Source organism: Trichocoleus sp. ST-U2 (assembly GCF_039961875.1).
In the GTDB taxonomy this organism is placed as follows: Bacteria; Cyanobacteriota; Cyanobacteriia; order Cyanobacteriales; family FACHB-T130; genus FACHB-T130.
Map to the genome: position 1 here is coordinate 69,376 of NZ_JAMPJY010000001.1, position 24,924 is coordinate 94,299.

14 protein-coding genes are annotated in these 24,924 nt (G+C 49.1%); 12 read left to right on the forward strand and 2 right to left on the reverse strand.

Annotated features, from left to right (window positions below; genetic code table 11):
- Positions 1 to 131 precede the first annotated feature (131 nt).
- The gene (locus NC996_RS00290) at positions 132 to 854 is read right to left on the reverse strand and encodes a response regulator transcription factor (protein ID WP_190524996.1); all 723 of its coding nucleotides are present in this window, start codon (positions 852 to 854) and stop codon (positions 132 to 134) included.
- A gap of 747 nt (positions 855 to 1,601) precedes the next feature.
- Between NC996_RS00290 and NC996_RS00295 the strand changes: the two genes are divergently transcribed.
- The 8 genes from NC996_RS00295 (at position 1,602) to NC996_RS00330 (ending at position 17,724) form a co-directional block, all read left to right on the forward strand.
- Positions 1,602 to 3,785 (forward strand): PAS domain S-box protein, encoded by a 2,184-nt coding sequence (locus tag NC996_RS00295; RefSeq protein WP_190683149.1) that lies wholly within the window; start codon positions 1,602 to 1,604, stop codon positions 3,783 to 3,785.
- A 630-nt stretch (positions 3,786 to 4,415) separates the two neighbouring features.
- Complete coding sequence (locus NC996_RS00300; RefSeq protein WP_190683152.1) at positions 4,416 to 7,307, forward strand: PAS domain-containing protein; 2,892 nt, start codon at positions 4,416 to 4,418, stop codon at positions 7,305 to 7,307.
- Between the two features lie 60 nt (positions 7,308 to 7,367).
- Complete coding sequence (locus NC996_RS00305; RefSeq protein ID WP_190683155.1) at positions 7,368 to 7,796, forward strand: response regulator; 429 nt, start codon at positions 7,368 to 7,370, stop codon at positions 7,794 to 7,796.
- 127 nt (positions 7,797 to 7,923) lie between these two features.
- Positions 7,924 to 10,620 (forward strand): ATP-binding protein, encoded by a 2,697-nt coding sequence (locus NC996_RS00310; RefSeq protein WP_190683158.1) that lies wholly within the window; start codon positions 7,924 to 7,926, stop codon positions 10,618 to 10,620.
- Positions 10,621 to 10,890: 270 nt separating this feature from the next.
- A complete protein-coding gene (locus NC996_RS00315; protein WP_190683159.1) occupies positions 10,891 to 12,555 on the forward strand; it encodes a chemotaxis protein CheB in 1,665 nt (554 codons plus the stop codon).
- A 461-nt stretch (positions 12,556 to 13,016) separates the two neighbouring features.
- Positions 13,017 to 14,876, forward strand: a complete 1,860-nt coding sequence (locus NC996_RS00320; RefSeq protein ID WP_190667448.1) for a CheR family methyltransferase — start codon at positions 13,017 to 13,019, stop codon at positions 14,874 to 14,876.
- Entirely contained in the window at positions 14,873 to 15,787 is a 915-nt protein-coding gene (locus tag NC996_RS00325) for a PAS domain S-box protein (protein ID WP_190683162.1), read from the forward strand. The genes NC996_RS00320 and NC996_RS00325 overlap by 4 nt, the downstream gene beginning before the upstream one ends.
- Positions 15,788 to 16,365: 578 nt before the next feature.
- A complete protein-coding gene (locus NC996_RS00330; RefSeq protein WP_190439979.1) occupies positions 16,366 to 17,724 on the forward strand; it encodes an ATP-binding protein in 1,359 nt (452 codons plus the stop codon).
- A gap of 157 nt (positions 17,725 to 17,881) precedes the next feature.
- Here the strand turns inward: NC996_RS00330 and NC996_RS00335 are convergent, their stop codons facing one another.
- Positions 17,882 to 19,162 (reverse strand): sugar ABC transporter substrate-binding protein, encoded by a 1,281-nt coding sequence (locus tag NC996_RS00335; RefSeq protein ID WP_190683165.1) that lies wholly within the window; start codon positions 19,160 to 19,162, stop codon positions 17,882 to 17,884.
- 229 nt (positions 19,163 to 19,391) lie between these two features.
- Between NC996_RS00335 and NC996_RS00340 the strand changes: the two genes are divergently transcribed.
- The 4 genes from NC996_RS00340 (at position 19,392) to NC996_RS00355 (ending at position 24,764) form a co-directional block, all read left to right on the forward strand.
- Positions 19,392 to 20,495 carry a type IV pilus biogenesis protein PilM gene (locus NC996_RS00340; protein WP_190413781.1) on the forward strand — a complete coding sequence of 368 codons (1,104 nt, stop codon included), beginning with the start codon at positions 19,392 to 19,394 and terminating at the stop codon, positions 20,493 to 20,495.
- Positions 20,496 to 20,499: 4 nt separating this feature from the next.
- Positions 20,500 to 21,300 carry a PilN domain-containing protein gene (locus tag NC996_RS00345; RefSeq protein ID WP_190413631.1) on the forward strand — a complete coding sequence of 267 codons (801 nt, stop codon included), beginning with the start codon at positions 20,500 to 20,502 and terminating at the stop codon, positions 21,298 to 21,300.
- Positions 21,297 to 22,088 carry a hypothetical protein gene (locus NC996_RS00350; protein WP_190683168.1) on the forward strand — a complete coding sequence of 264 codons (792 nt, stop codon included), beginning with the start codon at positions 21,297 to 21,299 and terminating at the stop codon, positions 22,086 to 22,088. Before NC996_RS00345 ends, NC996_RS00350 begins: the two co-directional genes overlap by 4 nt.
- A gap of 78 nt (positions 22,089 to 22,166) precedes the next feature.
- Positions 22,167 to 24,764, forward strand: coding sequence for an AMIN domain-containing protein (locus NC996_RS00355; protein WP_190683172.1), 2,598 nt, complete (start codon positions 22,167 to 22,169; stop codon positions 24,762 to 24,764).
- Positions 24,765 to 24,924 lie beyond the last annotated feature (160 nt).

The following is a 24,924-nucleotide window of genomic DNA, read 5'->3' on the forward strand; positions in this document are numbered from 1 at the left end:
TTAAATACCGCTGCCAGGATATAGAGGCGAGCATAGCTGCCAGGTTGTGGCAGCTACAGAGGGTTCACCGATGTCAAGCCAAGCAGAAGTCAACTCATACCGAGCGCCCGATCCTCCACAAGCAAAGGTATTTATCCGACTAAGCCAGAGCGTAGAGCACGCACCGCCGCTTGGGTGCGGTCATCGGCACACAGCTTGTTCAAAATATTCCGGACGTGGGTTTTGACAGTTCCGACAGTGATGTAGAGCTTTTCCGCGATCGCGGCATTGCTGCACCCTTCAACAATCAGCTGCAAAACTTCTAATTCCCGTTCCGTCAGCGGATAAGCTTCAATTAGCTGGCTGTATTCCGGTTCGGTGGCATTGATAATCACCGTTTTGGATATGGCTGCTTGATCCAATCCTGTCTGACTAGATCGAGTTTGCTGCAAGACAATCCGGGCGATCGCTGGGTCGATCCAGCCGTTGCCTTCGTGCGTCACTTGCAGCGCTTCGAGCAACTTATCAAAACTAATGTTTTTCATGCAGTAGGAATCTGCACCTGCTGCAAATGCCGCCAATACCGCTTCTTCGTCATCTTGTAAAGTCAACACCAGTATCTTGGTATGACCCCCATCCTCCGAAGCCGCCTGCCATTCCCTAAACGTCCTCGTCAATTCAATTCCGTCCATATCGGGCAGGCCAATATCGACAATCGCCACATCTGGCTTGGTCGTTTCCAGTAATTTCAGACCTTCAGTGGCATTGGCGGCTTCACCTACAAATTCAATTTCCCCGCGCTGTTGCAGCGCTGTCCGGATGCCGACCCTAGTCAGGTCGTGGTCTTCAATTAAAGCGACGCGAATTTGACTCATCTTCTCTTCCACACTTTGCAATTCTATGGACTTTCTAAAAATAAAGATTTCCTAAAGAGTTTGCAGTCGTCAATCTACTGCCATTCTTTGCGTGTTCTAGTATTAGTAATTTATACCCTCCTCATCTGTTTGAGGTGATATTTTTACTGGCGGGGACATGGCAAACCTAACCATAAACCAAAGCTTGAGCGCGGCAGTCTTTTAAAGGGGACAGTTTGGCAATTGGTCAATTTTAGTACGAGTGTACAATCGATAACTGCAACAAACCACTAACCATCTGGATTTTACCTTTCTGCTGGAGCGCACAAGGCGGTTTCTCTGGTTGAGTCAGGTGGCTGAACTGGGAAAATGCCTTGCTCAACATCACCAGACGTGGCAGACAGCAGAATCTCAGATTTTTACTTGCCAATGGGAGCACGAGCAGCCCAGAGTTCAACTACCGCTGGTATGAGTATACCGGGTTGGCAGCATGAGAATCATCCGGGCTGGAGAATTCTTTAAAGGAATCTCTTTGCCAAACCATCTAGAGCCGAAGCAGCGAGCATAGATAGCTCGTTCAGTTACACCCCGATCCCAGGACTGTACCTGTTACAGAACCGGATTGTGTCGGCTTTGGACTTGGCAAGTTGGGCGATCGCTTTCTCCATCAGTAGCCACTCACTCGTTATCAGCCACCATCTACACTTTCACTGGGACAGCACCCAAGTTCGTTAAGCTAAAAGCTTAAGCTAAAAGTCAAAGCTTGCAATGGCTCCTTCTGGAACTCAATACCTACACCTTCTTTGGTCCGATCTTCCCGTGCGTCGGCGAGGTGCCCTGATCATCGCCATCCCGATCATGTGTCTTTTAACGTCGGTGGTGGTATTTGCTGGGCTGCAACGCAGTACTGCAACGGCGCAAAATTATGTTGACAAAACGCAGAAGGTGCTATTACAAGCCAATCGCTTGCTCACAGCGATAGTGGATGCCGAAACAGGGGTTCGGGGTTATGCCTTAACTTATCGCCCGGAATATCTAGAACCTTATAACGCAGCGATCGCAAGCATTCCTCAATTCCTCAAAGAACTGGATAATTCCGTCAAAGATAAGCCGCAACAGATGCAACGAGTCCAGCAGCTTCAAACGCTGGTACGGCAAAAAGTCAGCATAATGAACCAGAATGTGGCTCGGATAAAAGTCGTCAAGCAGGGAAATGCTGGCAGTTTCCGATTGGAGCCTCAAGCCAAAACCACGATGGATGCCATTCGTCGGCAAATTGCCCTGTTCTCCGCCGAGGAAGCTCGTTTGCTTGACCAGCGCAGCCGAGACTTAAAGCATCAGCAGCGAATTACCATTGGCGTACTCAGCGCCACAGCAACACTCGGTCTTCTGGGATCGCTAGCAGCGGTGTATCTGTTCGATCAGCTCGACCGGGAACTGGCAGGACAACAAACGGGTTTGCGTGAAAGTAACATTCGCATCCGCGCCATTTTAGACAATGTGGTAGATGGGATTATCACTATCAACGATCAAGGTCATATTGAGTCTTTTAATCAAGCTGCTACCTTGATGTTTGGGTACGAACCCGCCGAAGCGATTGGCAAAAACCTGAAACTCTTGGTGGCGCAGCCCTTCAGCGGTGATAGCATCCAGGCGCTCAACCACTTTGTGGGCAACAACCCAGTCAAAATGCGGCAACTGCAAGAAACGGTAGGACGCCGCAAGAATGGCACCACGTTCCCAATGGAGTTAGCGTTTAGCGAGATACATTCTTACAATCAGCGCTTGCTGATTGGGATTATGCGGGACATTACGGATCGCCAGCAAGCTGAGGAAATGCTGCGAAAACAAGCGACATTGCTGGATCTGGCAAATGACGCGATTTTGGTGCGCGATCGCGACGATCGGATTACTTATTGGAATCTGGGGGCAGAACGGCTGTACGGTTGGACAAAGAAAGAAGCCCTCGGTCAATACGCCCACGAACTCTTGAGAACCGAATTTCCCCCTAATATCGAAGAAATCGACGAAATGTTTCTTCACGACGGTTACTGGAAAGGTGAACTGCTCGACACCAAGCGCGATGGTACGCAGATTCGGGTTTCTAGCCGATGGACATTGCAGACAGACAATGAGGGCGAACCCTTAGCGACCCTGGAAATCAACAGCGACATCACCGAACGCAAACAAGCAGAAGAAGATTTGCGATCGCGTGCAGGGGAATTAGCCCGCTTAAGCGCCATCCTTGCCCAAACCAATATTGCTCTAGAGAAACGCAACCAAGAACTCGATCAGTTTGCCTATATTGTCTCCCACGACCTCAAAGCACCGCTCAGAGCGATCGCTAATCTCTCCACTTGGATTGAAGAAGACATCTCCGACCAACTGACTGAAGAAACTAGGCACAATCTAGACTTAATGCGATCGCGCGTCCATCGTATGGAAGCGCTGATCAATGGTGTCCTTCAATATTCCCGCGTTGGGCGCATAAAGGCGTCTGTGGAATGGGTGGATGTGGAAAAACTTCTCGCAGAGGTCATTGACACCCTGGCACCGCCACCGGCTTTTACCATTGTCGTAAGCCCTGCAATGCCTACCCTACGCACCGAACGCTTGCCCCTACAACAGGTGTTTGCCAATCTGATTAGCAACGCGATTAAACACAACCCCCAAACAGAGGGACAAGTGACAATATCTGTTCAAGACCAAAGTAACTTTTATGAGTTTGCCGTGGCAGATAACGGGCCAGGAATTGCCCCCGAATATCACGAGAAGGTTTTTGCCATCTTTGAGACTTTACAAGCTCGCGATATCGTCGAAAACACGGGCATCGGTCTAACCCTGGTCAAAAAAATCGTTGAAACCCAAGGAGGAACCATCTGGGTAGAATCTCAAGCAGGCAAAGGAGCAACCTTTCGCTTTACCTGGTCGAAATCGGTTCTGAGTACCTAAACTCATCTCAGGCACCCGTCTTAAGCTGGCGGTTGAAAGCGCGTCTAAACATCCCAGAGGCGTTCAATCTTCTCCCCTCTCCGTGAAGGTCGAGGGGCTGGGGGTGAGGTTCCTTCTTGCACTCAAGAGAGAACTGCGATAAACAAAACCATCCTTGCTTAGGCGTACAAAAGTACCAATCCAAAAACTTTTGGTCTGCATCTAATGCGAGTTTTAAATCTTCGATTGGTACTAAAACTTACTTTTTTACTTTCGTTAAAACTTAAACTTTTTTTTTAAATTCAAGCCTTTAGTAAGGATTCCTTAATTTAGATTCGATAGAGTAACGGTGCAAATTGTAGATGCCGAATCTCTATAATCGTCCCTATGGCTGATGCTACGTCAGGGTTGATTCTACTAAAAAGCAACTACAAAAACTCTGGCGCGAATTGACAAGCCAGCGCTAGGCTAATGCCTCGCTCCGAAGACACGCGATCGCCACTCCAACTCAATTGCGCGGACTTTCTGGAGCGAGTTCTATAATACTGGATGCAATCCGACTGAACACAGCGGAAAACCCTAGGCAATCGATCACCTTCCTAGTGGTTGATGCCTGAGAAAGTGGTTTTATGGCAATTTGTGTTTAGAAGGATGAAACTTTTGCCAGGGGTAGGCTTCCAGGTAATGCGTTACGGTATCGCTCTATTAGCGGTGACACTAGCACTGCTAATTAAACTGATTCTAAACATTCTAACTGGTGGAAAAGAAACTCCTTTTCTAATACTTTTTGCTGCCATATTGGTGGGCATCTGGTATGGTGGCACGAAACTCGGTCTGTGGAGCGCTGTTTTAGCGGCTTTCGCCAATGTAAAAAAGTACCCAGAGGCGGGAAGCCCAAGCGAAAATTCCGTTTTGGAAACGAAGCTGAGTAGTGCTGTTAGCAATTATCCTCAGATGTCTCTAAAAACGCCAGACCGAAGCCGCGATCGCTCCTGGGAGGAAATGCTCAGCGATCGCGGCTTCTTACAGCCAACTCCAACGGCATCGGGAGATGAACTGCAAAAACTCAACTTCCATCTAGAAAACTCACCCTTAGCACTCATCGAGTGGGACAGCAACTTTCGAGTGGCGAGGTGGTCGCGGGAAGCTGAAGCGCTCTTCGGATGGGGAAGCGCCGAAGTAACGGGTAAACATCCTCAGGAATGGCAATTTATCTACCCTGAAGATGTAGCAGCAGTCAATGATGAGATCGGACGGTTGCTCAAAGGCAGCGAAGGGCGCAGCGTGTCCCAAAACCGTAACTATACAAAAGATGGCTCGATTGTCTACTGCGAGTGGTACAACTCTGCTTTGCTAGATGAATCGGGTCGCTTGATGTCAGTGTTATCTTTGGTTCTGGATGTTACCAGTCGGCAGCAAACGCAAGCAGCGCTACATACGAGCGAGGAGCGACTGCGATTGTCCCTGGAGGCAGGACGGATGGGGATCTGGGACTGGAATATCCTCACCGGGGAGCTGACGTGGTCAGAGACTCTAGAACGCATGCACGGTTTACTTCCCGGAACTTTTGCCGGTACGTTTGCCGCCTTCCTAGAAGTCGTGCATCCAGAGGATCGGGATTCCTTGAAAAAGGCGATCGCTCAGTCAGTCGAGCAGAAGACTGATTTTGAGCTTGAATTTCGCATCGTTTGGCCTGACAGTAGCATCCACTGGATCTCTGGAAAAGGTCAGGTTTTGTGCGACGAAACCGGCAAGGCAGTACGCACGATTGGGGTGGGTACGGACATCAGCGAAAGCCATCGGCACGCTACGCTACGCCAGCGAATTGGCGAACAACAGCGCTTTTTGGGTGAAGCGACGACCCTCCTGACTAGCTCCCTTGACTATCAAACCACCTTAGAAACCCTGGCTCATCTAGCAGTTCCCCAGCTAGCTGACTGGTGTTCTATCGATATGCTCGACGAAAATCAAACAATTCGCCGACTGGCGGTTGTCCATCAAGATCCATCGAAGGTCGATTGGGCTTACCAATTGCAGGAGCGCTACCCGCCCGATCCCGATGAATCTTATGGTCTCCCCAACGTTTTACGCACGGGTCAGGCGGAGTTATACGCGGAGGTTCCCGACTCCCTCCTGGTAGAGGCGGCTCGCGATCCCGAACACCTAGAAATCTTGAGACAGATAGGCTTTACATCGGCAATGGTGGTGCCCCTGGTAGCTCGCGGACGCACCTTGGGGGCAATTACCTTTACCTCAGCCGAGTCGGGTCGTCGCTACGGTCAGGCTGACCTGACCTTTGCCTGCGAACTTGCCCGTCGCGCCGCTTTAGCTGTTGACAACGCGGGTCTGTTTAAAACGCTGCAACAAGAACTCGCAGAGCGTCAGCGAACGGAGGCGGCATTGCGGGAGAGCGAAGAACGCTTCCGCACGATGGCAGATAGTGCCCCCGTCTTGTTATGGGTGGCAGATCGGGATGGGCGGTGTCATTTCTTCAATCAGCGTTGGCTGAGCTTCCGAGGGCGAACCTTGGAGGAAGAACTCGACAAAGGTTGGGCAGAAGGCGTGCATCCAGAGGATTTGCCGCGCTGTTTGGATACTTATCGGGCGGCTTCTCATGTCCAAAAAAATTTCCAAATGGAGTACCGTCTGTTGCGGGCAGATGGGCAGTATCGCTGGGTCTTAGATACCGGAACGCCGCGATTTTTGGCGGATGGGAGTTTTGCGGGTTATATTGGCTCGTGTATTGACATTACTGAGCGAAAATTTGCCGAAGAAGCTTTGCGCGATCGCGCGGCGGAATTAGCCCGTCTGAGTAACATCCTCACTAAAACCAACGCCGCTTTAGAAAAACGCAACGCCGAACTCGACCACTTCGCTTATATTGTTTCCCACGATCTCAAGGCACCTCTAAGAGCGATCGCTAACCTCTCCACTTGGATTGAAGAAGACCTACTCGACTTTCTAAATCCGGAAACCCAGCAGAATATGAATTTACTGCGGGGGCGCGTTCATCGGATGGAAGCTCTAATCAACGGTCTTTTGCAGTATTCTCGTGTGGGGCGGGTTAAGACCTTTGTGGATCTTGTGGACGTTGACACCTTACTGGCAGAAGTTATCAACACGCTTGCACCTCCACCCACGTTCGCTATCACCATCCAGCCCGGAATGCCTACCTTCCACACCGAGCGCTTGCCCTTAGAACAAGTGTTTGCAAATCTGCTCAGCAATTGCTTCAAACACCACCCTCGGTTGGATGGAAGCGCGACTATATCAGTACAAGATAAAGAAACATTCTATGAATTTGCCGTGGCAGATGATGGGTGTGGGATCGCTCCGCAATATCATGAAAAAATTTTTGTCATGTTTCAAACTCTAGAGGCACGAGATAAGGTAGAAAACACCGGCGTGGGACTCGCCATCGTTAAGAAAATCATCGAAAACAAAGGAGGAACCATTCGCCTGGAATCTCAAGTCAATCAAGGGTCAACTTTCTACTTTACCTGGCCCAAACAACCCAGTAGTAACAATTCGCTTTTTGTCTAGATATGGATATCACTAATAAAAAAATGAATAAAAAAATAATAATCAATCGTTTTTTAAATCATGGTAGATAAGATGACAAACCTTTTGCTAGTTGATGACGACGAAGTTGATGTGATGACCGTAAAACGGGCATTCAAAAAAAATAATATTCAAAATCCCTTCTATGTCGCCAATAACGGGCTAGAAGCACTAGCTATGTTGCGGGGGACTGACGATTCAACAAAGGTTCCGCGAGAGCGGCGGCTGGTCTTACTCGACTTGAATATGCCCAAAATGGGTGGAATTGAATTTTTACGGGAATTGCGGGCAGACCCAGAACTTCGAGCAATTCCAGTGATTGTACTAACGACTTCCAATGAAGATAAAGACAAGGTGGAAGCCTACAATCTCAATGTAGCGGGTTATATTGTCAAACCCGTAACATTTGCTAAATTCGTGGAGGTAGTGGCAACGCTCAATCAATATTGGATGCTTAGTGAAATGCCCTAATTTTGGAGAATGGGTAATGGATTGTAAGAGTGATGAGTGATGAGTGATGAATTACAAGAAAATTCTTTAATTCAAAACTTAAAATTTAAAACTCAAAGCTTTTTACGAATTCCGTCCTTGAATGGTTATGGAAGAAAAGTTAAAAATCCTGGTAGTCGATGATGATGAAGTAGACCGGATGGCGGTTCGCCGGTCGCTCAAAACGGCTGGCGTGCAAATGGAATTAGTAGAAACCAGCGACTGCCAAGGAGCGATCGCTACTTTACACAGCGACCATTTTGACTGTGTCTTCCTCGACTATCGCTTGCCTGACGGGGATGGACTCACCCTCGTTCAAAATATCCGCTCGTCTGGTTTTAAAATCCCCTTGGTCGTCTTGACGGGTCAGGGAGACGAACAAACTGCCGTCGAACTGATGAAAGCCGGAGCATCCGACTATATTTCTAAAGGCAAAGTTTCTCCAGAAAGTCTCTCTCGCAGCCTGCACAATGCGCTTCGCCTCTATCGAGCGGAAAGACAGGCATCAGAAGCAAACCAATTACTCAAAGAAAGCGAAGAACGCTATCGATTTGTTCTAGAGGGATCGAACGACGGAATTTGGGACTGGGATATCACCACCAACACCGTTTATTGGAATGACCGCTGTTTTGAAATCAGCGGCTTGTCCCGTGAAGAATTTGTCGGCAATTACCAGGCATTGTGCCAACTTTTGCATCCAGAAGATCGATACCGCATCGTCCAGAGCATCCGCGATCACCTGGAGCATCAAGTTGAATGTAATGTGGAATTTAAGCTGTTGCACGCTTCTGGGCATTATCGTTACTGCATTGCCAGAGGCAAAGCGCAGCGAGATGGGAACGGCAAGCCTTTCCGGATGTCTGGAATTATTAGCGATATTACAGAGCGCAAGCGGGCATTAGAAAACCAGCGATTTCTGGCAGAAGCGAGTGCTGTCCTTTCAGCTTCTCTAGATTACAAAACAACCCTCGAGAATCTGGCTCAATTGGCAGTGCCCCACTTAGCCGACGTGTGCATAGTAGATATTCTGGCAGCGGACGGCTCAATTCATCGGATGGGGACGGCTTATCCAAACCCCTCTCCAGAGAAGTTGGTGCAAGAGGTGCTGCATCTGTTCCCCCCCGACCCGGATGGAGAACACCCCGCAAGCGAAGTATTACGCACGGGCAAACCAAAATTTGCCGTTGAAATTGACGACGAAATGCTCGTAGCTGCGACCCGCAATGCCGAACATCTGCAAATCGTTCGGGAGCTGGGCTTTCAGTCTTACATGGTGGTGCCCCTGTTGGTGCGCGATCGCACGTTGGGGGCAATTTCCTTAGTGTCCACTCAAGAGAAACGCCGCTACGATGCGATGGACTTGGCTCTGGCAGAGGAACTTGCCCGTCGTGCTGCCTTATCGGTCGAAAATGGAAAATTATACCGGGAAGCGCAAGCGGCGACTGAGAACTTACGCAAGGCGATCATTATTCTGGGCGAACAACAGCAACAACTCCGGACACTCCAGCAGCTGACGAATTTACTAAACCAGCGCCTGAGTGACTTACCCGGTTTGTTACGGGTGATGGTTCAAGCGGTTTGCGATGCGATCGCGGGTGCCCAGTTTTGCTTTATCATGCTGCAAAACCCCCAGTGCAATCGCCTGGTCTTAACGGTGACGGCGGGAATCGGTACGGAAAAATTGCGCCTGGAAGATGGTTTTAGTTCGGGGGAAGGATTGCTTTCTCAGGTGTTTTTGACTGGGATTTCTCAGCTTATCGAAGGGGAACAAGCCGCTTTCCTCCACTCGACATCCGACACCGTAAAGCCCTCAGAGTTGCCAGCTTCACTTTATGTGGTGGCGATTGAGTCCGCGCAAGCGGGACGGTTGGGCGTGCTGGCAATCGGTAATTGGGAAAATTCTCATGCGTTTGACGAAGAAGACCGATATCTGCTGGCGGCGGTGGGAGAACAAGCCGCGATCGCGATTAATAATGCCCGTCTGATCAATGCTTTAGAAGAACGAGAGGAACGCTTAGCTTTACAAAACGAAATCCTGGCTCAGCAAAACAAGGAACTCGAAAATCTTTCCACGCAAATTCAACTTCAGAATCTGCAATTGATGGAAGCAGCGCGGTTGAAATCGCAGTTTCTCGCCACCATGTCCCACGAACTGCGGACGCCGATGAATGCCGTGATCGGCTTTTCTCAACTGCTGTTGCGCCAGCGGCAAAATCAGCTTAGCCCGCAACAATTGGACATGGTGGATCGCATTCTCAGCAATGGGAAACACCTGCTAACGCTGATTAATGACATCCTTGACCTCTCAAAAATTGAAGCCGGAAGATTGGAACTCAAACTGGAAGAATTTAATCTGCCAGTGCTAGTGAGAACAACCGCAGAAGAATTGCGATCGCTTGCTTCAGAAAAGCATTTGGATCTGCAAGTCGAGGCAAATTTACAAAACCCTCAGATATTGAATGATAGCGCTCGGTTGCGGCAGATTTTGGTGAATCTTCTCTCCAATGCGATTAAATTCACCGACACCGGAAGTGTGTGCATCAAAGTACAAGAAATTTCCCCGGATCAAGTGTTACTTAGCGTTCAAGATACCGGAATTGGAATTGCTGAGGAAAACTTAAAGCATATTTTTGAAGAATTTCGGCAAGTCGATCAGTCCCTCGCCAAAAAATATCCGGGTACGGGTTTAGGGCTTGCCATCACTCACTCATTAGTGCAATTAATGCATGGAAAAATATCAGTGGAAAGTCATTTAGGTCACGGATCTACCTTCAATGTAGAATTTCCCCGCCGAGTCAGTATTTAGCTTGTTTTCATCGAATCAGTTGTGTCGAGGCAGTTCTCAATCAAGGGTGCCCTACACCCTCACAATTCAAATAGAATTGCTCTACACTCAGTAAGCGCTTTCATGCCGAGGATTGATGACGAGTGACAGATGTTAGCCTAAAGTAACCAATACAGGATCTCGAAGCGTCTGCGGCGATGATTCAGCTACTTGTTCGATTGAAAAGAGTTTTGAGAATTCGGTCTTCGCTTGATTGGGTAATTTAATTCATCCGCTGCATTGAGAAAATAAATGTCTGGTCACGATATTATCGTCCTCGGTGCCTCTGCCGGCGGGGTAGAAGCGCTGACTCAACTGGTCAAGGCTTTGCCGCCGGATTTGCCAGCTGCAATCTTTGTCGTCATACACTTCCCTGCCCACAGCACCAGCGCCATGCCAAGTATCCTGAATCGCTGCGGCTCTTTGAAAGCATCTCATCCCAAGGACGGCGAGGCGATTCAATATGGGCGGATTTATGTGGCACCCCCCAATTACCATTTATTAGTTAAACGCGGATACATCCACCTGGCTCGTGGTCCTAAGGAGAACGGTCACAGACCCGCCATCGATCCCCTATTTCGCACGGCAGCCCAGTTCTATGGACGGCGAGTGGTGGGTGTGGTGCTTTCAGGCAATCTTGACGACGGGACGGCGGGACTCGCAGCGGTGAAGCAGCGAGGCGGTGTCGCAGTGGTTCAAGATCCCAACGACGCCTTGTTTCCCGGAATGCCCCGTAGCGCTATCGAGAACGTAGAAGTCGATTATATTTTGCCTTTGTCAGCGATCGCTCCTACCCTGGTAAGCTTGGCTCAAGAGTCAGTGACAGCCGAGGAAAAAGAGCCTGTAACTGATGAGATGGAAATGGAATCCGAGAGCGCAGAATTAAATATGGCTTCCATACACAAAGATGACAGACCCGGAACGCCCTCCGGCTTCGGCTGTCCAGATTGCGGGGGTGCCCTGTGGGAACTGCACGACGGTCAGTTGCTTCGGTTCCGCTGCCGCACGGGTCACGCCTATTCCGGCGAGACTCTGCTGGCAGAGCAATCTGAGGCACTAGAGACGGCACTGTGGAATGCGTTTAGGGCACTAGAAGAACGTGCCGCTTTGTCCCGTCGGATGCATCAAGGGGCACGCGATCGCAACCAAACTCGGTCAGCCAAACGCTTTGAAGAACAGGCGCACGAAGCTCAGCACAACGCTACCATCATCCGGCAACTGCTTTTAAATGGCAATGGGGACAAAGAGAAAGATACCCAGACAGACCCGGAAAATGGGAAGCAGGTAGAAAAGGAGAATCGGAGAAAAGCAGGATCGAACCCAGAAACCGAAGAAAATTCTTACCCTTTGATTACCTTTCCCATCGTGGCAGTGGCAGCGTCTGCCGGTGGGATAAAAGCCATCACCGAATTGATTTCTGGCTTGCCAAAAGACTTTCCGGCAGCGATCGCCATCGTCCAGCACCTAGACCCCAAACACCCCAGCCTACTCGCAGAAATCCTGAATCGTCGCACGTCTCTACCCGTCAAGCAGGCAGAACCAAGAGAGCAAATGCGTCCGGGGACAATCTATATCGCGCCGCCGAATCATCACCTGCTGATCGACCCAGACGCTACTCTCTCCCTCACCCAGACGAAACTGGTGCATTTTGTCCGTCCCTCCGCTGACCTACTCTTTGAATCAATCGCGGCGAGTTTTAAAGAACGAGCGATCGCGGTTGTCCTCACCGGGACGGGTAAGGATGGTGCAACCGGCATCAGAGCGATTAAACAAATGGGCGGAATCGCGATCGCGCAAGATCGGGAATCTTCGCAGTATTTTGGGATGCCGGGAGCCGCAATTGAAACTGGAGCAGTCGATTGGATACTCCCCTTAAATGAAATTGCTGCTACTTTGGTGAATCTGGTAAATAGCTAATTGCAAATGGCAAATTGTTGTCACCAACTTTAATCATTTATAGATAGAGTTTGCTAATAAAAATAGGGCAAAAAGCTAGTGATTTACCACGAATCGCTAATCAAACTGTGAGCAATCAATGTAACTTTGTTGAAGACTGGGAATCGGAAATCCTCAGTAGTCATTAAGTCCTCAGCTTGCTGCGATTGACAACTAACCTTTCTACCACTCCCAAAGCGTGATATCTAATTACGCTAATATACTAAATTGATGTTGTGTAAAAAAATATTCGATTAAGCGAGTAGCTATTATAGTCATTTTCGATCGGGTAAGATATACAGAGAAAACCTAAGCGCTAACCCTCTTCCCAACGCGGTTGTGGGCGGTCAATTCAAAGCCTCTCTCAGATTCTTCTAGAGCAATGGAAGCGAGGTCAAAACCGTATTGCACTTATGGAAAACTGGTATAACTAACAACTACTTATGGATCGCTCAATCCTCAACCCTGAATTTGAAGCGCTGCTAGAGTATCTTAAAGGCAGCCGTGGCTTTGATTTTACTGGCTACAAACGTTCCTCTCTGATGCGTCGCGTCCTGAAAAGGATGCAGATAGTAGGACTGGAAAGCTACAACGATTATATGGATTACCTAGAAGTATATCCAGAAGAATTTATTCACCTGTTTAACACGTTGTTGATTAATGTAACTGCCTTCTTCCGCGATCGCTCAGCCTGGGATTACATTATTGAAGAAATCGTTCCCACCATTGCCGCCCGCAAACAAATCAACGAACCGATCCGCATCTGGAGTGCTGGCTGTGCCTCTGGAGAAGAAGCTTATACTATCGCGATGGCGTTCGCTGAAGCGCTGGGAGTGGAACAGTTCAAAGAACGGGTGAAAATTTATGCCACCGAGTTAGACGAGGAAGCCCTCAATCTAGCCCGCCAAGCGACCTATTCAGCGAAGGATGTCGCGGATCTGGCTCCGGAAATGGTAGAGAAGTACTTCGAGGAATGCGCTCGCGGCTATAACTTTCGCAAGGCTCTGCGTCGCTCGGTGATTTTTGGGCGTCACAACTTGACGATTGATGCTCCCATCTCCCGCATTGACTTACTGGTGTGTCGCAACACTTTGATGTATTTCAATGCCGAAACTCAATCTAAAATCCTCTCCCGCTTTCACTTTGCCCTGAATGACAGTGGCTTTATCTTTTTAGGGAAGGCGGAGATGTTGCTCAGCCACAGCCACACTTTCACACCTGTGGATTTGAAGCGGCGTATCTTTACCAAAGCCCATAAAATAGGAATACGCGAACGGTTGTTGCTTATGGCTCAGTCTGGCAGCGAGGAGGCAGCGAACAATCTAGCCACTCATGTCCGCATTCGGGAAGTCGCCTTCGACAGCAGCCCGACATCCCAGATAGTGATAGATGTCAATGGCTTTTTAGTGCTGGTGAACGAACGTGCTAGGGCAATGTTTCCCTTGAGTCCGAAGGATCTGGGTCGCCCCTTGCAAGATTTAGAAATTTCTTATCGTCCCCTGGAATTACGCTCTTGTATCGATCAAGCCTATGCGGAGCGCCGACAGATTACTGTCAGGGATGTGCCGTGGCAAACCCCGAAAGGCGAAACGATTACTCTAGACGTGCTGGTGGTACCGCTCGTAGAGGTATCCAACAATCTTTTAGGCGTCAGTATTTCCTTCATTGATGTCAGCCGCTACAAACAGCTACAGGACGATTTGCAACAATCCAACCAAGAACTGGAAATGGCTTATGAGGAACTCCAGTCTACGAATGAAGAGTTGGAAACGACGAACGAGGAACTCCAATCCTCTAACGAAGAGTTAGAGACGACAAATGAGGAACTCCAATCCTCTAACGAAGAGCTAGAAACCATGAACGAAGAGCTACAATCCACGAATGAGGAATTGCAGGCTCTTAACGATGAAATGCACCGCCGCAGCGAAGCACTCAACGACGCAAACGCCTTTTTAGAGTCGATTTTAGGCACTCTTCGGGGCGGCATCGTCGTAGTCGGGCGAGATATGCATATCCAGCGTTGGGATCGCAAAGCTGAGGAGTTGTGGGGACTGGGAAGCGATGAAATCCAAGGACAACACTTTCTAAATTTAGATATTGGCTTGCCAGTAGAGCAACTCAAACAGCCGATTCGCAACTGTCTAGCTGGGGAGAACGATTTACAAGAAATTATCCTCAATGCCACTAACCGACGCGGCAAGGCAATTGAGTGTAAAGTCTCTTGTAAACCTTTGTTAGGGAAGGAGGGAGAGATTCGAGAAGTGCTTTTATTCATGGAGGAGCAAGAAGGAGTTCCTGAATGAATGAGGACAAGTTTTCCCAGCAGATAATCCTTCTACAACAACACTTGGCAATCCTGCACAAATATTTATTAGCCATTGATTCATCGCCCCTACAGGCATTAATCTTGCAGCAAATCGTGTTGGCGACGGCAGCGTTTGAGGACTTTTGCTTCGTCTTGGAAGACTTGCTGGTGGCGCACGAGGAGCTATCTCAATCCAACGAGCGTTTGGCAGCGATGGAGAGCGATCGCCAAGACATGAACCAATCTCGACAGTTCCAGGTGCAATACTCTAAACAGAGGCTACAACTTCTCAATGAGCAACTGCGAGCGACTGTCGAAGCATTAGCCAAGAGCGATCGCGCCTTAGAAAATAAAAACCACGACTGGCTTGTCGTCAACGAACACCTGCAAAGCGCGATCGCCCAAATTAAGACCACTGCTGATAGCTTAGAGGCGCGTAACGAAGATTTACAAATAAAATCAGAACAATTAGATACAAGTAACGAAGAGCTACGCCTAACAACAGAAAAACTGCGGCTGTCCAGCAACCAGGTTAACCAAGCCAACGCCTTTCTCAAATCTATTTTTACCAGCCTACCGGGCGGCATTGTCGTATTAAACCAAGAACTGAACATCCAAATCTGGAATCCTCAAGCTGAAGATTTGTGGGGACTGCGTAGCGATGAAGTCCAGGGACAGCCCTTTCTAAATTTAAAGATTGGCTTGCCGGTAGAGCAGCTTAGACAGCCGATTCAAAGCTGTTTAACCGGGGACTTGGAATACCACGAAGAAATACTAGATGCTATCAACCGGCGTGGGAGGACAATTCAGTGTAAAGTCACCTGTATGCCTCTATTTATTTTAAAAAAAGATATTCAGGGAGTGATTGTATTAATGCAAGAATTGCACAGCGCTATGCCAATACTATAAAAATCTCAAAGCTACAGTCTGTTTTGGAATATTTTTTCTAAGTATGTGTAAAAACTCAACCTTACTGGTATAAAACTAACCGCTTTCCAAACCTCGATCCGACAAGATAAAAAAAGTTAAAGTTAGCCGCTTTCTCCCTAAAAAAAGCTAAAATATTTTATCTTTTTCTTCTTCTAACCAGGCAACGCTTACCGTGAAGTGGGCAGAAGGCTGGGGGATCGGGTTTGTTTGGTTTCGAGAAGGAACGGAAAGGTATGTGGATAAAGCTCTGGTTACGGCTTATGGATTTCACCTAACTTATCAGCCTTAAAGAGGATTTACACATAAATTTCTTACAGTTAACTCAAAGTATGTACATAGTGTCTTTACTAAGATTTTGCACACCTTGTGTGTTACGGGAATTTATTCATTAAAGTTAAGTTCAACGGCACTTGCTGCCAAAAGCTAAAAACTTTGTGTGATTTGTCTAGTTGCTTAGGGCGCTTACAGCTAATCTGATTTCCAAATTGCTCAAAAAGCAAAATGGGTGATTCAAGAGCTTAACAAAAGTTTAAAAAAAGATAGTAATCAAGAATTTCATGACTTTTCACCTAAAAGGAGAGCGGTTTACCGAGAAAATAGAGACGGCACGCCAACGCGCAGCGGCGTTACAGCAGCGTGTCACCGAATCGCCTCAGCAACAGCCAGAGCTGCTAGCGGGATCGCTGGAAGAATTAAAAACCGCTTTGGAAGAATTACACGTAGCCGAAGAAGAACTGCGCCAGCAGAATGAGGAGTTGTTAGGGGCGAGGGGAGCATTGGAATCGGAACGCCAGCGCTACCTAGACCTATTCGAGTTTGCTCCAGATGGCTACCTGGTAACAGATGCGGCTGGAACGATTCGGGAAGCCAACCGCGCCGCTGCTGAGCTTCTCGGTATCTTGCCCACTTACCTAGTGGGCAAACCGCTAATCATATTTGTGCCTGAAGAAGCTCGTCGAGCCTTTCGTTCCCAACTGACTCAGGTGCCAAAGTTAGGCTTAGTTCAGGAGTGGGAGGTGCGACTAAAATCGCGTCAAGGCAAACTCTTTAATGCTGCGCTGACTGTCGCCAGCGTCCCAGATAAGCAAGGTAAGGGGTCTTCCCTGCGCTGGATGCTACGTGATATCACCGCCCGCAAGCAAGCGGAGGAGAAAATTCGCTATTATCATTTACAAAATTTGCGCCTTCAAGAAGAAGTCCGGCTGAAGTCGCAGTTTTTGGCGCTGATGTCCCACGAACTGCGGACTCCGATGAATGCGATTCTAGGCTTTTCGCAATTGCTGATGCGCCAAGCTCAGCATCAGCTGGGCCAAAGCCAAATACATATGCTGGAGCGCATTTTTAATAGTGGCAAACACCTACTCAAACTGATTGAGGATATTCTGGACTTCTCTAAGCTAGAGGCGGGAAAGCTGGAATTAAATTTGGAAGAATTTGACTTAGTCGAGCTAGTCACGCAAACGGTGGAAGAACTCCAGAGCTTGGCTCAGCAGAAGCACCTGGAAGTGCATATTCACGTTAGTCTTGATAATCCTTGTGTTGTGAATGACAGTAATCGCGTGCGGCAGGTGTTGGTTAATCTTCTTTCCAATGCGATTAAGTTTACCGATTCGGGTAGCATTACTGTGGATGCTTGCGAACCGACACCCGGCCAAATTGCGATCGCTGTCAAAGATACGGGCATTGGGATCGAGGAGTCGGAAGTCCAGGAAATTTTTCAAGAATTTCGACAACTCAGTCAAAGCCTGACGCGCACTCATGGGGGTACGGGTTTAGGGCTTGCCATTACTGACCGATTGGTTCGCATGATGGATGGGAAAATACAGGTGGAAAGTCAGCCGGGAGAGGGTTCAACTTTCCGCCTAGAGTTGCCCCGTGAAGTCACATCAAGCTCTAATACTGCTGTAATCGTGTGATAACTCCCCATCTAGAGAAAAAAGTGCCTCTCCAAACGTCTCCCCAAACCCCTCTCCGTTTCGGAGAGGGGTTTTGAATATTTCTCTTGAATATTGCTCCCCTTCCCGATTCCAGGAAGGGGTTGGGGGTTAGGTCTGGCAGCTTTAGCGTGAATCCCTAGCGTTGATTCCACGCTAAAGCTGCATCTCCAACTGCTTTGTCTACCGTTTTTTCCCCTAACATTGCTGCTTGCAAATTCTCATAAATTGCCTTCTGCAACTTGTTGAGATCCTTCATCGCCGGGACTAAAACCTCTGCCGATGTCAATTGGCTGGCACTAATGACGCGAGCTTGTTCTACTGGCGACACCTTCGGATTACTGGCTATCTGGCTTTGGTACTCTTGCACTGCCTGAACTGTAGACGGCAACACGTTCGCCGCCTTAGCAAAAGCCAGCTGATTTTGATCGTTGGTGACAAATAAAGCAAATTTGAGGGCGTCATCCGGATTTGGAGTGTCGCGGGGAATCACCAGATTCATCACCGCTACATTCTTTTTACCCGTTTCGCCGGTAATCTGGGGTGCCGCAGCGGAGACTTGCGCGATCGCTGGCGCATTCTTCTCTATCGTCGCCATAAATTCTGCGCCCGTCGCTAGCACCGCCGTCTCACCTGCTTGGTACAGTTCAACTGCACGTCGATGCCCTTGTGTCAATACCTCCTGGGGCAACAGCTTCTTCTGGTAAAGGTCTACCCAATACTGAAACGCCGCTTTCCCTGCGGGTGTATTAAAAGCCGCCTCTCCATTGGCATCCACCAATTGAACCCCCATCTGCACCATCGATTCCAGCACCTCAGCCGAATCTTCTGGAACTAGGGTTGCAAAAAACGCATACTTGCCGGTTTTTTCCTTAATTTGTTGAGCAACTTGTGCCAGTTCGGTATAAGTCGCCGGAGGTTTGCTTACCCCAGCAGCTTTAAACAAATCCTGGTTGTAAATCGTCACCCGCGTCGTTAAATACCAGGGAAGTCCAAAACTTTGGTCGCTGAGCGTGCTAGCCTTCCATATATTAGGTAGATATTGCTGACGCACCGCCTGGGGAACTTTAGTATCTAAATTCAACCAAGCATTGCGCGACGCCAACTGAGAGGCAAAGTCCGGATTGAGGTTCGCGACATCGGGTGCTGTTTTTGCCGAAACCGCCGTCAGGATTTTGCTTTCCATCGCACTCCAGGGTACATCTACCCAGCGGACTTTGACGCCGGTATTTTCCGCTTCAAAGTTGGCAATCAGTTTGTTGAAATACTCAGTAAACTGCGGTTGCAGCTGCATCGTCCAGAACTCAATTTCCCCTTTTCCGGATGGGGCAGATCCAGGGCTACAGCTGATAACCCAGCTGAAAATGAACCCCAATAGGGTACAGATGCCCAATCGTCTCCAGGTTTTCCTACGGATCATGTAAATTGCAATTCCACTTTCAGCGCTAGCAGTAACCCAGCTAGCAGTAACTCATCCTACCTGATGAGGTATATCTAATGGTACGGAATCTATCAGGGTGTATTTTTGTCTCTACCGATGTGTTTGTCAGCTAGATTGGGTACCATGAATCTGTCTCTATTTCCCTATACGCAATCTCTCTTACCTAACTAAAGTTTCTATGGCTGCTCCCCTCAGCAAACCTAAAGATATGTTCACCCGATTTAAAGGATTATTATCGAAACGTACCAAAGGAATTGGTATAGAAATTGCCCCTGAACGAATTAATATTGCTCAACTACGCAAGCAGGGACAAGGATTCAAATTAACAATGCTGTCCTCGAAAGAAGTTCCGGAAGGGGTTTTTCAAGAAGGCAAGATTATCGATGCCCCAGCTTTAGCAGAACTGATTAAGGAAGCGATCGCTGAAAGTAAGATAAAAGTCCAGAACGTCGCCACTGCCGTATCGGGTCGCGAAGCCGTGGTGCGCGTTATCCCAGTGCCTGCGGAACTTGATGACAAAGAGTTGCGGGAAATGGTGTTGGATCACGAAGCCGGTCTCTACTTGCCTTTTCCACGGGAGGAAGCAGATGTAGACTACCAGAAGCTGGGATTTTTCACCGATGAGGATGGAATTGAGAAGGTGCAGGTGCTGCTAGTTGCCACCCGCAAGGATGTGACAGACACCTATATCGAAACCTTCCGCGAAGCTGGATTAAAAATCGATGTGTTAGAGATTAGCAGTTTTTCTCTGATTCGGACGATTCGAGAGCAGTTGCGGCAATTTGGCCCTCAAGAAGCTGCCGTTTTGGTAGATATTGAGTTCGACAGCACCGAGATTGCCATCATCGTAGATGGGGTGCCACAATTCTCGCGCACCGTGCCGATTGGGACATATCAACTACAGAGTGCCCTCAATCGGGCGATGAATTTACCGACATCGAGAAACACTGAAATCCTGCAAGGGATGACAATTCCCAACACCCCCGTCGATAATGTCCGCACAGGCGCAACAGGGATCAATCCCGGTATGGCAGCTTTGGTTAGAGTATTGGGAGAGCTTGCCGACGAACTGCGTCGTTCTATCGATTTTTATCTAAATCAGAGCGAAAATTTAGAAGTGGCGCAGCTGCTACTCGCTGGGCCAGGAGGAGGAATTGGACAACTGGATGAATTCTTCACGCAACGGTTGAGCTTGCCAACGACACAAGTAGACCCAGTTGCGGCCCTTTCCTTGGAGGTGATAGAGGAAATTTCACCAGTGCAAAGACCGGGATTGGGAGTGGTATTGGGATTAGGACTACGAGAGGTTTAAAGCGATGTATAGCCTAGATATTAATTTTCTTAAGGATCGCCCGGACATCATCCGCCGCGATGTCCCTGGTGCCAAAGCTCCCTCTGGGAATAAAAACATGACGCCGCTGTTGGCGGGATTGGCAGTCGGTCTGCTGTTGCCAGCAGGAGTTGGGGCGTTGTGGTTGTTGCTGCAAAACCAAACCGAACAATTGACCGCCAAAAAAGCTCAATTGGAACAGCGGCTCAATGAAGGCAAAGCCAAAGAGCAGCAAATTCAAGCAATCAACAACGAAACTCAGGCAGTGAAAGGAGAAACGCAGGCACTCGCCAGCGTGTTCAATCAATTAGCTCCGTGGTCAGCGATTTTGCAGGATATACGCGATCGCGTGCCACCCGGTCTACAAATCACCAGCATTGAGCAAACCGCTCCAGATCCAGCCACCGCCGCAGCAGCCCCTAGCCCCACTGCTGCCGCTGCTCCTCCGAGTTCTAACGTGTCAATCAAAGGGTACGCTCGCTCCTTTGATGAAGTGAACGACTTTTTGCTAACGCTACAGCGATCTAAGTTATTCGATAGCGAAGATACCCAAATTGTGGCGGCTGAGTTGAAAGACAATCAAACTCAGGTGCAACAGCCCCAGGATCAAGGAAATTCCAACGCTAGAGTAGAAATTAAATTGCCAAAAGTGGTGGAATACACCATTAAAACGAGCCTGAGCGATGCCCCAGCTTCCCAGTTACTTAGAGAGTGGGAGCGCAAAGGTGCAGTGGGATTAGCGACTCGGCTTAGAAACCTTCAGAACACAGGAGCGCTGCAAAAATGACGGTAAGTCAAGACTTTATACCATCCGATGAAGGCCAAGATGAGGCTGCCTATCCCAGTGCCTTTGGTATTACGTTCACGCCAACAGTCAGCGGTGCCTTGCTGGCAGTGTTGGGTTTAGCAGGAGCAGCTTATTTGGTCGCTAACCTGTTGTTGCCTGCGTGGACTTCTTATCAACAACTGCAAACTGATGTAGAAAACACCGAGCAGCAAATTCAACAACAGGCACAACTCCAGCAAAAAATTGATGCGGCGAAAGTAAACCTAAACAAGGCAAAACAGCAAAGAGCTGCTGTCCTTTCCATGTTTGGTAGCTCCAGAACCCTGGATACCTTAATGCTAGATATCAATCGTTTTGTTAAGGCAAGACAGGGTAAATTGACCAAGTATGAGCCAAGAAGAAACGATGCCGCTGATGCTAGCAGTAGTGACATTATTACTGATGGGTCTTTGGGGCCGGAAGTCAATGGTAAGCTCAAACGTAAGGTATACAATGTAAGCTTTGAAGGCGACTACGGACAAACCCAATCGATTCTGAGAAGTCTAGAGCGACTCCAGCAACTGCTAGTAGTAAAAGACTTGAAATCAGATTTAAAGGACGCGGCGACCAGTCAGAAAATTACGGTAAACCGGCAGGGTCAAATTGTCCCCACTGGCAAACCAAAAGAGCGAACCTTGATTAACACCTCTTTTAAGTTAGAGGTGCTGCTGCCATTATCGGAGCAGGAAGCGAAAGAGGCGGCGGCAGCAGCAGCGGCAGCAGCAGCGGCAGCTCAACCACCCCAGTAGGAGACAGCAAGTAGGTGTCGAGAATTCGACCTGAAAGCTGTTCAGGTGCAAAAATTGCTTTTGTGTGAGGAGGAAACGGTGAAACAGCTATCAATATTGGGTGGAATCTTGCTCGGTTCAGCACTGGTTCTACCCGGAACACAACGGGTCTTAGCAGCTGCCACGCAAGTAACCGCTGTGCAACTCAATCCCACGGATAATGGTGTTGAAGTGATGCTAAAGACATCTGAGGGCGATCGCTCCGGCAAGGACACTGTCCTACGCCCTCAGATGTTCACACTCAGCCGTGGCAATGAGTTAACGGCAGATGTGCTGAATGCCCGACTGAGCTTACCTGAGGGAGACAGCTTCCGTCAGGAAAATCCGGCTCCTGGCATTCAGTCAATCGTCGTGAGCCAGCGGGAGGACAATAGTGTCCGAGTAACAGTCAGCGCAGCTAACAGCAAACCGACCGGGCAGATTAGCCAGAACAAGGAAGGGGGAATCACCTTAAACGTTAACTCTGTTGCACCGCCGACGCTCTCCTCCCAAGCACCTGTTAATTCTTCTCCTACTGCACCTGCACCAACGGCACAGACACCACCGACTCCAACCCGACTCGCTCAAACGCCAGTTCCGGGCGGTGTATTCCCCCAAACGCCACCCGGTCAAATCCCTCAGGTTCCAGCACCCAGTGGCATAACTCCTGCGCCCGGTCTACCAGAGGTTCAGCCTCAACCAGTCATCAACCCGCCAAACCCAGATGTTCTGGTGCCAAACCCGCGCATTACCATTGACGGAGTTCCGGCTCCAGCGGCGGGGACAGTGCAACCCGTCAGTCCAGCACCGCCTTTCTTGCCGAGAGCGATCGCGCCCCCAGTCGGCGATATTACTACCTCCAACACCAATGCTGCCCCCGCTGTCATCGATCTCGGTACGGCTGAGCGCGTACCCCGCTTAGTGTTGCGGGATGCCCCCGTCCGAGAAGTTTTAGGGCTGCTTGCCCGTTCTGCGGGTCTTAACCTTGCCTTTACGGGAGGCGCGGCAGCAGGTGGGACTCCGGGGCAACCAGCAGCCGCTCCAGGCCCAGGTGGTGCTACCGAGGGGGGACCTACGATTTCCCTGGATATCGAAAATGAGCCAGTTCAAGATGTCTTCAACTACGTCCTTCAGCTGAGCGGCTTAGAAGCCAACCGAGTTGGACGAACAATTTTTGTGGGTGCCAGACTGCCTGACGATGCTCGAAATATCATCACGCGCAGCCTGCGACTCAATCAAGTCCCTGTGACGGCAGCAGCGAACTTCTTGACGACCCAAGGGGCAGAGACGCAAATCCCTACAGAGCAAATTCAAATTCAGACCATTGGAGAGGGAGCCGCCGCTCGAACCGTAGAAATCAGAACGCCAAGCATTTTAGCACTGAGAGCTACTGAGGGAAATGCCCCCTTACTACTCAAAGGGTTAGCAGTATCAGCCGACGAGCGACTCAATGCCATCACCCTGGTTGGTTCTCCTCGCAAAGTTGAAATTGCGACAAACCTCTTGACCCAGTTAGATGCCCGCCGTCGCCAAGTGGCAGTGAATGTCAAGGTCGTTGATGTCAACCTATTGAACACCAAGGACTTTAACACTAGCTTCTCCTTCGGGATCGGGGATAGCTTCTTCAGTGTTGACCAGGGAGCAGCAGCCTTTAATTACGGCGGTGTCAGACCCCCGACAAACCAGCAGGTGACTACGAGTCAAGTTAGCCCACCTATTATCCAGAATCCCTTTAGCGGAGCCAATGTTTTCCTCGATCCAAACAATCCCGTAAGCATTCCGGGAACTTCACCCGGTACCATCATAGTGGGTCCAAATGGTGTTCAAAGGGTGCAAAATGCAGGCGCTGGGCTTTTTCCTAGACCTTTTGTGAACTTAAATAATCCGCTACAGGGTGGTTTCATCACCGTTACTCCAGCTACAGACAATATCATTACTCAAACCGTTGACCCCGCTACTGGAAGGGTAACATCAACTGCAACAGCAGGAACCGTTGGGACGGTTACGGCAGCTCTCCCTTCCCTATTGCAGTTCCCCAGCCGGTTCTTATCCTCATTGCGGGCGCAGATTCAAAGCGGCAATGCCAAGATTTTGACTGACCCGACTCTAGTTGTTCAGGAAGGACAGTCGGCTACCGTCAACTTGACTCAAGAGGTTGTGGGTAATATTCGGCGGGAAACGGAAACAACTGAAAATACGACGAATACAACCGTCACCGCAGAAATTAAACAGGCAGGTTTAATCCTCAATATCAGAGTCGAGCGGATTGACGATAATGGTTTCGTCACTTTAGCGGTAAATCCCACCGTAACTGCGATTGGCGGTCAGCAAAATATAGTCGTTGGTGATGATGTTAACCAAATCGCTTTGCTGACGGTGCGTAACCTGAACTCTGGACAACTTCGCCTGCGAGATGGTCAGACGCTGATTCTGTCGGGGATTATTCAAGATTCAGAGCGAACGACCGTATCCAAAGTGCCAATTTTGGGCGATATTCCGCTTCTAGGTGCCTTGTTTAGAAGTACCAACAAGGTGAATCAACGGCAAGAGGTAATCGTGTTGCTGACGCCTCAGATTATCGATGACTCGTCGCGTTCCGCTTTTGGCTACAGCTACACCCCAGGACAAAATGCGCGTCAGATATTGGAGCAGAAGTAAAGCGCGTAAGTAACTGGTAGGGCTTGAGCCTTCAGGAGACAAAACACAACTTCCCCCTGTTCGACTTCCGACAGGGGGCTTATTTGTGCCCTAGACGGAGTTTTTGCCTAGGAAACTAGGCTGTGCAACTCTTAAAAAGTGCCCGTTGCCGAAAAATTAA